Here is a 12,810-nt window from a genome sequence, read left to right on the forward strand (position 1 = left end):
GCATACTAGGCCGTCCCTTTCCCTGGTGTCGCCCGCCTCTATGCTTCGCGCCTTGATTACCCTTGCTCTTGTCTGCCTGCTCCAACCGGCATTTGCCGATGAGCGCGCACAAACCCAACAACAGTTGGACGCTACGCGTCAGGACATTACCGAGCTGAAAAAGCTGCTCGGCAAGCTCCAGGAAGAAAAATCCGGGGTACAGAAAGACCTGCGCGGCACGGAAACCGAGATGGGCAAGCTGGAGAAGCAGGTCCAGGAGCTGCAAAAAGAACTAAAGAAGAGCGAGTCGGAACTGGAGCGACTCGACGCTGAGAAAAAAAAACTCCAGAGCGCACGCGTTGAACAGCAACGCCTGATCGCGATCCAGGCCCGCGCCGCCTATCAGAGCGGCCGCCAGGAATACCTCAAGCTGCTGCTCAACCAGCAGAACCCGGAAAAATTCGCGCGCACCCTGACCTACTACGACTACCTGAGCAAGGCCCGCCTGGAGCAGTTGAAAAGCTTCAACGAGACCCTGCGCCAATTGGTCAATGTTGAACAGGAGATCGCCAACCAGCAGTCGCAGTTGCAGGACCAGAAAAGCGCCCTCGACACCCAGCGCGACGAACTCGACAAGGTCCGCAAGGAACGCCAACTGGCCCTGGCCAAGCTCAATGACGACGTGAAGGCCCGTGACGCCAAGCTGCAGGCCCGCGAGCAAGACCAGGCCGACCTGGCCAAAGTCCTCAAGACCATCGAGGAAACCCTGGCGCGCCAGGCACGCGAGGCCGAAGAAGCGCGGCAAAAGGCGTTGATCGCCCAGCAGGAAGCCGAAAAAAAGCGTCAGCGTGAGGCCGAACTGGCTGCCACCTCGGACGCTCCCGCGCCGCGTAAACCGGCACATGCAGCGCCCGGACCGCTGGTTTCCAGCGCCGGCGAGTCGTTCGGTGGCCCTTTTGCTTCAGCTCGCGGCAAACTTCCATGGCCAGTTGATGGTCGATTACTGGCACGCTTCGGTGAAACCCGTGGCGATGACACCCGCGCCAAGTGGGATGGGGTGATGATCAGCGCCTCCGCCGGCAGCCAGGTGCATGCCGTTCACGGTGGGCGCGTGGTGTTCGCCGATTGGCTGCGGGGCGCCGGTTTGCTGGTGATTCTTGACCACGGTAATGGCTATTTGAGCCTTTACGGCCACAATCAGACTTTACTCAAGTCGGCAGGTGATGTTGTAAAAGCCGGTGAATCCATCTCCACTGTGGGTAACAGTGGTGGCCAGGACACCCCGGCGCTGTACTTCGCTATTCGTCAGCAGGGCCGCCCGAGCGACCCTGCACAATGGTGCAGAACCCAAGGATAAGGGTCGCATCTACATTAGGAGTTCGTTCGACATGCTGCATTTGTCCCGCCTCACTTCGCTGGCCCTGACGATCGCCCTGGTGATCGGCGCGCCCCTGGCTTTCGCCGACCAGGCTGCCCCGGCTGCACCCGCCGCCTCGGCCGCGACCACCAAGGCACCGTTGCCGCTGGACGAATTGCGCACCTTTGCCGAGGTCATGGACCGGATCAAGGCCGCTTATGTCGAACCCGTAGACGACAAGACCCTGCTGGAAAATGCCATCAAGGGCATGCTCAGCAACCTCGACCCGCACTCCGCTTACCTGGGCCCGGAAGATTTCGCCGAGCTGCAGGAAAGCACCAGCGGTGAATTCGGCGGCCTGGGCATTGAAGTCGGCTCCGAAGACGGCAATATCAAGGTCGTCTCGCCGATCGATGACACCCCGGCCTCCAAGGCCGGCATCCAGGCCGGCGACTTTATCGTCAAGATCAACGGCCAGCCGACCCGCGGCCAGACCATGACCGAAGCCGTCGACAAGATGCGCGGCAAGATCGGCCAGAAAATCACCCTGACCCTGGTGCGCGACGGCGGCAACCCGTTCGACGTGACCCTGACCCGCGCCACCATCGTGGTCAAGAGCGTGAAGAGCCAGTTGCTGGAGTCGGGCTACGGCTACATCCGTATCACCCAGTTCCAGGTCAAGACCGGCGACGAAGTGGCCAAGGCCCTGGCCAAGCTGCGCAAGGACAACGGCAAGAAACTCAGCGGTATCGTGCTCGACTTGCGCAACAACCCCGGCGGCGTGCTGCAGTCTGCGGTGGAAGTGGTCGACCATTTCATCACCAAAGGCCTGATCGTCTACACCAAGGGCCGTATCGCCAACTCCGAGTTGCGCTTCTCGGCGACCGGCAACGACCTCAGCGAAAACGTCCCACTGGCCGTACTGATCAACGGCGGCAGCGCCTCGGCATCGGAAATCGTCGCCGGCGCCCTGCAGGACCAGAAGCGTGGCGTGCTGATGGGCACCACCAGCTTCGGCAAAGGCTCGGTGCAAACCGTGCTGCCGCTGAACAATGACCGCGCGCTGAAAATCACCACCGCGCTGTACTACACGCCGAATGGTCGTTCGATCCAGGCCCAGGGCATCGTGCCCGACATCGAAGTGCGCAAGGCCAAGATCACCAACGAGATCGACAGCGAGTACTACAAAGAGGCTGACCTGCAAGGTCACCTGGGCAATGGCAACGGCGGCGCCGACCAGCCAACCGGCAGCGGCGCCAAAGCCAAGCCGATGCCGCAGGACGACGATTACCAGTTGGCCCAGGCGCTGAGCCTGCTCAAGGGCCTGAGCATCACACGCAGCCGTTGATATGCGTTTTGCCCTGATCCTCGCTGTGCTGTGCAGCCTGGCGGGAGTCGCTCACGCGGCCCCCGCCAGCGAGCCCCACAAAGCCTACCTGACCCTCATCATCGACGACCTCGGGCAAAACCTGACCCGGGATCGTCGCGTGCTGGCCCTGCCTGGGCCGGTCACCACCGCGGTCATGCCCGACACGCCCCACGCTGCCGAATTCGCCCGCGAAGCGCACAAGGCTGGCAAGATCGTGATCCTGCACATGCCCATGGACCCGGCCACCGGCCCGTTCGCCTGGCACCCCGAGCTGCCCATCGAAGAACTCGGCAAGCGCCTGGACGCCGCCTTCAAGGCCGTGCCCTACACCGCCGGTATCAACAACCACATGGGCAGTCGCATGACCGCCCAGCCGGCCGCCATGGCCTGGTTGATGGCCGAGCTGCAGCGGCGCAACAAATTCTTCGTCGACAGCCGCACCAGCGCACAAACCGTCGCCGCTGCCGAGGCGCAGAAGATCGGCCTGGCGCATGTCTCGCGAGACGTATTCCTCGACGATGAACGCACCGAAGCAGCAATCACCACGCAACTGCAAACCGCGATCAAGCTGGCGCACAAACAGGGTTCGGCGGTGATGATAGGCCACCCTTATCCACAGACCCTGGCGGTGCTGGAGCGCGAGCTACCCAAGCTCAAGGCCCAGGGGGTCGACTGGATTGATATCAAGCTGATGATCAGCGTGCGCGGCAACCAGGCGATGGCCGGGCACGGCAAGAATGGTATTTACCGCTGACGATTCATTGTAGGGGCCGGCTTGCCAGCGATGGCGGGGCATCAGTCAGTAGCTTCAGTGACTGACCTGGCGCTTTCGCGGGCAAGCCCGCTCCCACATTTTTTGGGCGTGTTTAGCCTGCTGATTGTGTAGCGCAATTTGTGGGAGCCTGGTTTGCCAGCGATGGCGGGGCATCAGTCAGTGGCTTCAGTGACTGACCTGGCGCTTTCGCGGGCAAGCCCGCTCCCACATTTTTTGAGCGTGTTTAGCCTGCTGATTGTGTAGCGCAATTTGTGGGAGCCTGGCTTGCCAGCGATGGCGGGGCATCAGTCAGTGGCTTCAGTGACTGACCTGGCGCTTTCGCGGGCAAGCCCGCTCCCACATTTTTGGACGTGTTTAGGCCGCTGATTGTGTAGCGCAGTCGGTAGGAGCCTGGTTTGCCAGCGATGGCGGGGCATCAGTCAGTGGCTTCAGTGACTGACCTGGCGCTTTCGCGGGCAAGCCCGCTCCCACATTTTTGGGCGTGTTTGGCCCGCTGATTGTGTAGCGCAGTCTGTGGGAGACTGGCTTGCCTGCTCCCATAGAAGTGCTCGCCAGTTAAAGATAGTTCGCCATGATCTGGTCGACGACGCCGTCTTTACGCAACTGGTCCAGCGCGGCCTGCAGCTTGGCCACCAGCTCGTCAGGGACCTCCTTGTTCAACGCAAGGTAAAGCTGCGCACTGTTGAACCGCAGTACGGTCTTGAGCCCCGTCACACCGACCTGACGCGCCAGGTAACGCCCGGCAGGATCACCGGTGGCCCAGAGGTCGATCTGGCCATCCATGAGCTTTTGCGCGTTGTCCTGGTCGCGCAGTACCACCAGCGGGTTGAGCCCCTGTTTCTCAAGGGTCTCGGCGATCGCATCACCCTTGTAGGCGCCGATCTTGTAGCGGCGCGCGTGCTCCAGGTCGGACAGTTGGATCTTGCTGTCAGCCTTGGCCAGCATCACCCAATCATCCGGGCCGATCGGGCCGACCCACTTGAACAGCGCTTCGCGGTCCGGCAGTCGCGCCATCACGAATACGCCGTAGCCAGGCTTTTCCAAGGCGAGTTTGTAGATTCGCTCCCAAGGGAAACGCAACGTGAGGTTGTAGGAAATGCCGGCGCGCTTGAAGGTCTCGCGGACGATGTCCACGGCGATGCCTTCGATGTTTTCTTCCTTGGCGAAGTTCTTGCCGTTCTTGGCCATGTTGTAGGGCGGGAAATTTTCCGTCAGCAACACCAGGGCGGCGTCAGACGGTTCTTCCGCGTGGGCCGAACCTGCCAACAAAAGGGAAGTACTGGCGAGGGCGAGCAGCAGGGTCTTGAACATGAAGGCTACCGGAATCCATGGCAAGCGCAGAGAGTGCCGCGCGCCCGCCATGGTGTCCAGCAACGTTTAGCGAACGACGATACCGCGCGCTGCCATGTAGGCCTTGGCCTCGGGAACGGTGTATTCGCCAAAGTGGAAAATACTCGCCGCCAGCACCGCGCTGGCGTGGCCTTCGATCACGCCGTCAGCCAGGTGCTGCAGGTTGCCGACGCCGCCGGAAGCGATCACCGGGATACCCAGCGCGTCGCTGATAGCGCGCGTCACGCCCAGGTCGAAGCCATTTTTCATGCCGTCCTGGTCCATGCTGGTCAGCAGGATTTCACCGGCGCCCAGGCCTTCCATCTTCATCGCCCACTCCACCGCGTCCAGGCCGGTCGGCTTGCGACCGCCGTGAGTGAAGATCTCCCAGCGCGGGGTTTCGCCCGGGGCGGAGACTTTCTTCGCATCAATGGCGACCACGATGCACTGCGAGCCGAAGTGCTGCGCGGCTTCGCCGACGAACTCCGGGTTGAACACCGCAGCGGTGTTGATCGAGACTTTGTCCGCGCCCGCATTGAGCAGGTTGCGGATGTCTTGCACGGTACGCACGCCGCCGCCCACGGTCAGCGGGATGAACACCTGGCTGGCCATGCGCTCGACGGTATGCAGCGTGGTGTCGCGGCCGTCGACGCTGGCGGTGATGTCGAGGAAGGTAATCTCGTCGGCACCTTGCTCGTCATAGCGACGCGCGATTTCCACCGGGTCGCCGGCATCACGGATGTTCTCGAACTTGACGCCCTTGACCACGCGACCGTTGTCGACGTCCAGGCAAGGGATGATGCGTCTGGCTAAAGCCATTGACTTAATCTCCGATTAAGAAGCTTCAAGCTACAAGCGGCAAGCTGGAGCAGGTGTGCTTTGACTTGCAGCTTTCAGCTTACGACTTGGAGCTGTTCGCGTAGGCATCGCAGTAAGCCTGGGCTTCGGCGACGTCCAGGGTACCTTCGTAGATCGCGCGGCCGGTGATGGCGCCGATGATCCCGGGAGCCTTGGCGTCCAGCAGCGACTTGATATCGCCCAGGTTGTGAATACCGCCAGAGGCGATCACCGGGATCTTGGTGGCCGCCGCCAGTGCCGCGGTAAACGGCACGTTGCAGCCCTGCATCATGCCGTCTTTGGCGATGTCGGTATAAACGATGGCAGACACGCCGTCGGCTTCGAACTGCTTGGCCAGGTCGATCACCTGCACGGTGCTGATTTCAGCCCAGCCGTCGGTGGCGACGAAACCGTCCTTGGCGTCCAGGCCCACGATTACCTTGCCCGGGAACGCGCGGCAAGCTTCGGCGACGAACGCCGGATCCTTCACGGCCTTGGTGCCGATGATCACGTAGCTCACGCCCGCCTTGACGTAGTGCTCGATGGTTTCCAGGGAGCGGATACCGCCGCCGATCTGGATCGGCAGGTTCGGGTAGCGCTTGGCGATCGCGGTCACTACTTCGCCATTGACGGGCTGGCCTTCGAAGGCGCCGTTCAAGTCCACCAGATGCAGACGACGGCAGCCACCTTCCACCCATTTGGCAGCCATGCTCACCGGGTCATCGGAGAACACGGTGGAGTCTTCCATGCGGCCCTGGCGCAGGCGTACACAAGCGCCGTCCTTGAGATCGATAGCGGGGATAATCAGCATGCTTTTTCCTTCGTCAAAAGAGTTGCGAGTTGCGAGCTATAAGCTGCAAGCAAGCACGCGTATCAATTCTTGCAGCTTGGCGCCTGACGCTTTCAGCTGCTCTTTTCAAGCGACCACAGGTCGCTTTCGATGCTTTCGAACCTTTCTTTAAGGAGCGTCTGCGTGTCGAAAATCGCCCTGTTGTAATAGTGCGGAGCGACCTCGGTGGTGAACAACTCAAGGATCTCGGCGACCTCGAACGAGCCCAGCTTGAGCTCGAAACGGTCTTCCATGAAGCGCTTGATCTTGAGGATCGCCTCACCCTCCTGCTCAGGCGTGAGGTTGAGCACCGGCAGCTTCGGCTTCTTGGCCATTTACCAGCGACCGTCCCAGGCGGCGAAGTTCTGCAGCAACTGCAGGCCATGGGTATGGCTCTTCTCCGGGTGGAACTGCACGGCAAACCGCGAGCCCTCGGCCAGCGCGGCGGCGAAGTCGACGCCATAATGCCCGCCACCCACCACCTGGCGCGGGTTACCGGCGGCGATGTAGTAGCTGTGCACGAAGTAGAAACGCGCCATGTCAGGGATTTCGTGCCACAACGGGTGGTCGACGGTGCGACGCACTTCGTTCCAGCCCATGTGCGGGACCTTCAGGTGTTCGCCGTCTTCATACAGGTCTTTGCCGAAGAACTTCACCTGGCCTGGGAACAGGCCGATGCAGTCGACGCCGTCGTTCTCTTCACTGCTGTCGAGCAAGGCTTGCATGCCCACGCAGATGCCGAGGAACGGGCGATCCTGGCTGACTTCGCGCACCAGGCTGTCAAAGCCCAGGCGACGGATCTCGGCCATGCAATCGCGAATCGCACCGACGCCCGGGAACACCACGCGATCGGCTTCGCGAATCACGTTGGCATCGCTGGTGATAAGCACCTTGCCGGCACCGACGTGCTCGAGGGCCTTGGCCACCGAGTGCAGGTTACCCATGCCGTAATCGATAACCGCGACCGTCTGCATTACAGGACGCCCTTGGTCGATGGCATTTGCCCGGCCATGCGTTCATCAAGCTCGACAGCCATGCGCAGCGCGCGGCCGAAAGCCTTGAACACGGTTTCGATCTGGTGGTGGGTGTTGGTGCCGCGCAGGTTGTCGATGTGCAGGCTGACCAGTGCGTGGTTGACGAAGCCCTGGAAGAATTCCTGGAACAGGTCAACGTCAAACCCGCCTACGGTGGCGCGGGTATAGGGCACATGCATCTGCAGGCCAGGGCGGCCGGAGAAGTCGATGACCACGCGCGACAACGCTTCGTCCAGCGGGACATAGGCGTGGCCGTAGCGACGGATGCCTTTCTTGTCGCCGATGGCCTTGGCAAATGCCTGGCCCAGGGTGATGCCTACGTCTTCCACCGTATGGTGGTCGTCGATATGCAGGTCGCCCTTGCTGACGATATCCAGGTCGATCAGCCCGTGACGGGCGATCTGGTCCAGCATGTGCTCAAGAAAAGGTACACCGATATCAAATCGGGCCTTTCCGGTGCCATCCAGGTTGATCGAGGCTTTGATCTGGGTTTCCAGAGTGTCGCGCTCGACGGACGCCTTACGTTCGGCCATCACCAGCTCCGCAAAATCATTGGGCGAAAAAGGCAGCCATTATAGGGGCGCGGGCGCTAAACAGAAACATCGGAGGGGATAAGACTGATGGAGTGTCGACAGGCGCCCCAACATGGTGCGCCCGAGGTATTTACTCGAATGCCCTCGGCGGCTTCGCTGTAACATGAACGCAACGTTTAAAACCTGATGAACTGAACAGTGACAATACCCAGAGTCTTAAGACGCAGCGGCATTCTCCTCTTGTGGGCACTCACCTACTACGTGACCGGCGTCGCCTCGCTGGCCTTTGCTGATCCTGTCTCGGGCATGGCGATCATCTGGTTCCCGGCGGGTGTTTCGGTATCAGCCTTCCTCAGTTCGAAACGCGCACACTGGCCGCTGCTGTTCCTGGTGTTGCTGGCCGCGCGAGTGCTGCTGGATGAGCCAGGCTGGCAACACTTACCGGTCGCCGTGGCGCTTTCGGCCCAGGCGCTGGCGGGCTCGGTGGCGATTGCCTGGCTGGTTCGGCGCTTCGCCCGGCGTGGCGACGACCTGCACGCCATCGTGCTATGGCTGCTGGCAACCGTGGCCGTGTGTGGCGCCGAGGCGTTGCTGAGGAAAGCCTGGCTGATACTGGCCGGGGAGGCCTCGTCGCATACGCTGATGAGCAACTGGATGGCCGGCGTCAACGGCGTGTTCTTCGCGACCGTCGTGGTGATGAACGTACTGACCCGCAACCTGCGCGACGTCGCCCTCAGCGCGCGCGAGAAATGGGCCGGCGCCGTGTGCGTGGCGCTGCTGGCCGTGATGACCTGGTACGTGTTCGGCACGACGCCGCACTGGCTCACCGACATGCTGGACACCGACGCCGGTGCTGCGCTGTATTTCATCCTCGCCTGCCTGCCCATCGCCCTCACCCTCGCCGTCTGCGTGACATGGCGCAGCCCCGGTGGCTCGCTCGCGCTGCTGGTCCTGGGCAGTATCGTGGTCAATTACACCGATCAGCAGACAGGCCCGTTTTATGTGCCCGGCCTGCTGGAAGGTGAACCCTTGCTGCTTGCGCAAAGCTACCTGTCGATCACTGCCTTGCTGGTGGTCGCGATACGCCTGATGACCCAGGCGGCCAAGCCTTATGACCCGCAAAGCGGCCGCCTGGCGGGTGATGGCGTGATGTACCAACTGCACCCCGGCACGGGGGAAATCCTCTGGGACGACAACCTTGCAACGCTCCTGGATGTGAGCACCCTGCCACTGGGCACCGTGCAACAGGTCCTGGAACGCGTGCATCCCGAGGATCGCGACCAGCTCAAGCGCCACTGGACACCGGCCACCCACGCGCGCGCGGCCTCATTGGCGTTTCGCATCGACAAGGGCAACGGTGACTGGCTGACCCTTTATGACCAGAGCCCCGGCGCCCTGCGTGATGCCCACGGCCAAGTGATTGTCGGCAACTGGCAACCGAGTCGTTATGACTGACCCCATGACTATTGCCGACCCGCGCCTACCTGTACGAGTACCTTCATGATCCAGATTGCTTTACTGCTGTTCGGCGCAGAATTCGTCCGTTCCAAGTTCTGGTTTCTCGGCCTGGTCGGCATCGTCTGGGGCGCGCTGGGCCTTGGCGTGATGATTGATGGGCTGGATGGCGAGCTGTATTTCCCGCTGCGCGCGTTCGGGTTGATGTTGCTGCTCGAAAGCATTGTCACCCTGAGCGTGGCCGCCAGCGGCGTGGGCACTCAGCGGGCCGTGCTGTATTTCAAGGGCGGCATCTGCTTCTTCGTCGCGGTGCTGATTCTGGCCGACAAGGTCTACAGCAACCTGCTGCTGGCGATCATCTTCGGCTTCACCTACTTCGTGATCGGCCTGCTGACCATCACCTCGGCCTGGGTAGTGAGGTTCCCGCATTGGCGCACATCGCTGATCAGCGGCGGCGCGCAGGTAGTATTTGCGGGGTTGCTGGTCAGTCCCTATCCGATTGCCAACAGTGCAACGGTGTCGTTTTTCCTCGGCGCGTTGATGATCGTCAGCGGCTTGAACACCGTGCGCATCGCGCGTCGCGTCCGGCGCCTGCGCCACGGCACCTCGACGTTCGAGTTGCTCGCGCCCAGGGACCTGCTGTCGGACTTCAAGAAGTTGCCGCCGCAAGCACCGCTCGAACAGCAGGAGCCCGAACCTGCCTGCAACGATCCGCTGGTGGTGCATATCTGGACACCGGAAGGCACCGCGAGCGCCACGACGATCCCGCGCCCGATCATCAACCGCTACATCGCAGCGGTGGATGCGCAAGGCGTGATTTCCACCGGGCATGCGGCCCTTGAACTGTCGCCCTCGGTGTACCTGAGCCTGTACCCGGTCGCCGACATCGATCGCTCGCCGTCAGAGTTTTTCCGCATCCTCAAGGCCACGCGCAACAACGACGTGCCCGGCACATTCCAGCCGGACTACGCCACCGAAGTCGCCAACTGGTGCGACTCAGACCGCAAGATCGTGTTTCATCGGTACAGCCGCAAGGCGCTGATTGAGTTCTCGACCCACTATCGGCAACAGGCCACCTACAACCTGACCTATCGCAACTGCTCGAGCAGCGTGGCATTTGCGTTGGAAGCCTCGATGGATGGCGTGCTGTCGGAGCGGTCCCGGCGTTGGCGCTCGGTGCTGCAGACCTTGCTGATGCCCGAGCTGTGGATTGCCGCGCAAGTGCGCAAGCGCGCCATGACGATGGCGTGGACACCCGGATTGGTAATGGACTATGCCCGCGCGTTGCGGGTGATTGTGCATCCGGTGCCGCAGCCATGGTTTCAACGGATTCCATGGCGCGGCACTGCGGCCAAGGCCGCGCCCGACAAGAAGCAGGACTAGCACGGCCGGATGCCCGGCCCCCCCTCACCTTGCGTGAAAGGGCGCCGGGAAACTGCGTATCAGTGGAACAGTACCGCGGTCTTCTGCAGGGTCACCCACACACCCCACGCCAACGGAATACCCACCACCAGCCAGGCGGCGATCGCCAACGGCTTGCTGCCCGCAGACGCTTTCCACTCCAGCGACGTAGAGGCATCGGTACCTTTGTCATGACCCAGCGCCTGTTCGGCGGCCAGTTCGGCATCGGTCATGAAGTACTTGTCGGCCACCGGACGCACCAGCAGGTTGCAGAGGAAACCCAGCACCAGCAGGCCCGCGAGGATGTACAAGGTGATGTCGTAGGCCGCAGCGCGATCCACGCCGATGCTCAACTGGTACTCACGCAGGTAGTTCACCAACACCGGGCCGAGTACGCCCGCAGCGGCCCAGGCGGTCAGCAGGCGACCGTGGATCGCGCCGACCATCTGGGTGCCGAACAGGTCGGCCAGGTAAGCCGGGACGGTCGCAAAACCACCGCCGTACATCGACAGGATGATGCAGAACGCGGCCACGAACAGCGCCACGTTGCCCAGGTGCCCCAGGTTCGGGATCAGCGCGTACAGGGCAAAGCCCAGGGCGAAGAACACGAAGTAGGTATTTTTACGCCCCAGGTAGTCGGAGAACGACGCCCAGAAGAACCGACCACCGATGTTGAACAGGCTCAACAGACCGGTGAAGCCCGCGGCAATTGCCGCAATTGAAGCCAACTGACCGGCATCAAGCTGGCCGAATGGCACGTCCACACCCAGCAACTTGCCGCCGAAGACTTCCTGCAGCAGTGGCGAAGCCATGCCGAGGATGCCGATACCGGCGGACACGTTCAGGCACAGCACCAGCCACACCAGGCGAAATTGCGGGGTTTTCCACGCCACATTCACGTGCACGTGACGGTGGGTGATCATCGCGTTGCTGGCTTTTTTCGCCGGTGCGGTCCAGCCCTCAGGCTTCCAGCCGGTCGGCGGAACGCGGTACAGCAGCGCGCCGGCGATCATGAACACGAAGTAAATCGCCGCCATGACCACAAAGCTCTGCCACACGCCCACGCTGGTCGGCGTGGCAAAGTGGCCCATCAGCGCTGCCGCCAGGGGAGCGCCAACCATTGCGCCGCCGCCGAAGCCCATGATCGCCATGCCGGTGGCCATGCCGCGCTTGTCCGGGAACCACTTGATCAGGGTCGACACCGGCGAGATATAGCCCAGGCCCAGGCCGATACCGCCAATGACCCCGGAGCCGATCCACATCAGCCAGATCTGGTGGGTATAGATACCCAGCGCCGAGATCAACAGGCCGCCACACCAGCACAGGGCCGATACAACCCCGGCTTTACGAGGCCCGGCATGTTCCAGCCAGCCGCCCCAGATCGCTGCCGAGCAGCCCAGGAAAATGAAGAACAGGGTGTAGATCCAGCCCAGCATGGAGATGGGCCAGTCGCATTGGGACGAGAAGACTTGGGCGATGAACCCCATGTCCGGCGCGCAGGCGACCGGCTTGGTGATACCCAGTGCCTTGGACAGTGGCAGCCAGAACACCGAGAAACCGTAGGCCATACCGATGCACAAGTGGATGGCCAGGGCGGCCGGTGGAACCAGCCAGCGGTTGAAGCCGGGCTTGGCGATAATGCGCTCCTTGGACAGGAACGCAGGCTGTGCGGCAGTATGACCTGCTGCAGTGCTAGTGCTCATTGGTGTTTCCCCCAGTTGTTAGTATGTGTCCGTCAGGCGCTCTCTCCCTCGGCCTTGCACGCAAAGCGTTGGCCGTTGTTGTTGAGTAAAGCTCCTTTTAAGCGCGACGTTGTGTCGCAGAAGGCAGACGAACCTGCGCAGATTAGCACCTGTGGATGACAGAAAAACCAAACTGATATCACCTTTTTCAGGAAATCTGTTTTGTTTGA

At 61.8% G+C, this 12,810-nt stretch carries 12 protein-coding genes; 5 read left to right on the forward strand and 7 right to left on the reverse strand.

Annotated elements, in window-relative coordinates; translation table 11 throughout:
* Nucleotides 1-40: 40 nt before the first annotated feature.
* The 3 genes from C9990_RS29670 to C9990_RS29680 are packed head-to-tail and all read left to right on the forward strand — an operon-like array spanning nucleotide 41 to nucleotide 3,459.
* The gene (locus tag C9990_RS29670; protein ID WP_065899809.1) at nucleotides 41-1,336 is read left to right on the forward strand and encodes a murein hydrolase activator EnvC; all 1,296 of its coding nucleotides are present in this window, start codon (nucleotides 41-43) and stop codon (nucleotides 1,334-1,336) included.
* Nucleotides 1,337-1,367: 31 nt separating this feature from the next.
* Nucleotides 1,368-2,684, forward strand: a complete 1,317-nt coding sequence (locus tag C9990_RS29675) for a S41 family peptidase (protein ID WP_106805402.1) — start codon at nucleotides 1,368-1,370, stop codon at nucleotides 2,682-2,684.
* Between the two features lies 1 nt (nucleotide 2,685).
* Complete coding sequence (locus C9990_RS29680) at nucleotides 2,686-3,459, forward strand: divergent polysaccharide deacetylase family protein (protein ID WP_106805403.1); 774 nt, start codon at nucleotides 2,686-2,688, stop codon at nucleotides 3,457-3,459.
* Nucleotides 3,460-4,035: 576 nt separating this feature from the next.
* Here the strand turns inward: C9990_RS29680 and C9990_RS29685 are convergent.
* The 6 genes from C9990_RS29685 to hisB all read right to left on the reverse strand — a co-directional run bounded on the left by C9990_RS29685 (nucleotide 4,036) and on the right by hisB (nucleotide 8,042).
* The gene (locus C9990_RS29685; RefSeq protein WP_106805404.1) at nucleotides 4,036-4,791 is read right to left on the reverse strand and encodes an ABC transporter substrate-binding protein; all 756 of its coding nucleotides are present in this window, start codon (nucleotides 4,789-4,791) and stop codon (nucleotides 4,036-4,038) included.
* A 66-nt stretch (nucleotides 4,792-4,857) separates the two neighbouring features.
* Complete coding sequence (hisF, locus tag C9990_RS29690) at nucleotides 4,858-5,628, reverse strand: imidazole glycerol phosphate synthase subunit HisF (protein ID WP_065899801.1); 771 nt, start codon at nucleotides 5,626-5,628, stop codon at nucleotides 4,858-4,860.
* A gap of 79 nt (nucleotides 5,629-5,707) precedes the next feature.
* Nucleotides 5,708-6,457 carry a 1-(5-phosphoribosyl)-5-[(5-phosphoribosylamino)methylideneamino]imidazole-4-carboxamide isomerase gene (gene hisA, locus C9990_RS29695; RefSeq protein ID WP_065899799.1) on the reverse strand — a complete coding sequence of 250 codons (750 nt, stop codon included), beginning with the start codon at nucleotides 6,455-6,457 and terminating at the stop codon, nucleotides 5,708-5,710.
* 92 nt (nucleotides 6,458-6,549) lie between these two features.
* The gene (locus C9990_RS29700; protein ID WP_065899797.1) at nucleotides 6,550-6,810 is read right to left on the reverse strand and encodes a DUF2164 domain-containing protein; all 261 of its coding nucleotides are present in this window, start codon (nucleotides 6,808-6,810) and stop codon (nucleotides 6,550-6,552) included.
* The gene (gene hisH, locus C9990_RS29705; RefSeq protein ID WP_065899790.1) at nucleotides 6,811-7,449 is read right to left on the reverse strand and encodes an imidazole glycerol phosphate synthase subunit HisH; all 639 of its coding nucleotides are present in this window, start codon (nucleotides 7,447-7,449) and stop codon (nucleotides 6,811-6,813) included.
* A complete protein-coding gene (hisB, locus tag C9990_RS29710; protein ID WP_017849940.1) occupies nucleotides 7,449-8,042 on the reverse strand; it encodes an imidazoleglycerol-phosphate dehydratase HisB in 594 nt (197 codons plus the stop codon). The genes hisH and hisB overlap by 1 nt, the downstream gene beginning before the upstream one ends.
* 240 nt (nucleotides 8,043-8,282) lie before the next feature.
* On the opposite strand from hisB, the gene C9990_RS29715 reads away from it, so the two are divergent.
* The gene (locus C9990_RS29715; RefSeq protein WP_157955107.1) at nucleotides 8,283-9,497 is read left to right on the forward strand and encodes an MASE1 domain-containing protein; all 1,215 of its coding nucleotides are present in this window, start codon (nucleotides 8,283-8,285) and stop codon (nucleotides 9,495-9,497) included.
* A 45-nt stretch (nucleotides 9,498-9,542) separates the two neighbouring features.
* Nucleotides 9,543-10,880, forward strand: coding sequence for an HdeD family acid-resistance protein (locus C9990_RS29720; RefSeq protein ID WP_065899786.1), 1,338 nt, complete (start codon nucleotides 9,543-9,545; stop codon nucleotides 10,878-10,880).
* Between the two features lie 59 nt (nucleotides 10,881-10,939).
* Here C9990_RS29720 and C9990_RS29725 read toward each other — a convergent pair whose 3' ends face one another.
* Nucleotides 10,940-12,601 carry an OFA family MFS transporter gene (locus C9990_RS29725; protein ID WP_065899784.1) on the reverse strand — a complete coding sequence of 554 codons (1,662 nt, stop codon included), beginning with the start codon at nucleotides 12,599-12,601 and terminating at the stop codon, nucleotides 10,940-10,942.
* Nucleotides 12,602-12,810: the final 209 nt, after the last annotated feature.

Origin of the sequence: Pseudomonas sp. S5D5 (assembly GCF_003013355.1) — a bacterium.
GTDB lineage: Bacteria > Pseudomonadota > Gammaproteobacteria > Pseudomonadales > Pseudomonadaceae > Aquipseudomonas > Aquipseudomonas aylmerensis.

Bases quoted from the DNA above. Each gene is read 5' to 3' on its own strand.
- C9990_RS29670 (WP_065899809.1), top strand. From the start codon at position 41: ATGCTTCGCGCCTTGATTACCCTTGCTCTTGTCTGCCTGCTCCAACCG.
- hisH (WP_065899790.1), bottom strand. From the start codon at position 7,449: ATGCAGACGGTCGCGGTTATCGATTACGGCATGGGTAACCTGCACTCG.
- hisB (WP_017849940.1), bottom strand. From the start codon at position 8,042: ATGGCCGAACGTAAGGCGTCCGTCGAGCGCGACACTCTGGAAACCCAG.
- C9990_RS29675 (WP_106805402.1), top strand. From the start codon at position 1,368: ATGCTGCATTTGTCCCGCCTCACTTCGCTGGCCCTGACGATCGCCCTG.
- C9990_RS29700 (WP_065899797.1), bottom strand. From the start codon at position 6,810: ATGGCCAAGAAGCCGAAGCTGCCGGTGCTCAACCTCACGCCTGAGCAG.
- hisF (WP_065899801.1), bottom strand. From the start codon at position 5,628: ATGGCTTTAGCCAGACGCATCATCCCTTGCCTGGACGTCGACAACGGT.
- C9990_RS29685 (WP_106805404.1), bottom strand. From the start codon at position 4,791: ATGTTCAAGACCCTGCTGCTCGCCCTCGCCAGTACTTCCCTTTTGTTG.
- C9990_RS29680 (WP_106805403.1), top strand. From the start codon at position 2,686: ATGCGTTTTGCCCTGATCCTCGCTGTGCTGTGCAGCCTGGCGGGAGTC.
- C9990_RS29725 (WP_065899784.1), bottom strand. From the start codon at position 12,601: ATGAGCACTAGCACTGCAGCAGGTCATACTGCCGCACAGCCTGCGTTC.
- C9990_RS29720 (WP_065899786.1), top strand. From the start codon at position 9,543: ATGATCCAGATTGCTTTACTGCTGTTCGGCGCAGAATTCGTCCGTTCC.
- hisA (WP_065899799.1), bottom strand. From the start codon at position 6,457: ATGCTGATTATCCCCGCTATCGATCTCAAGGACGGCGCTTGTGTACGC.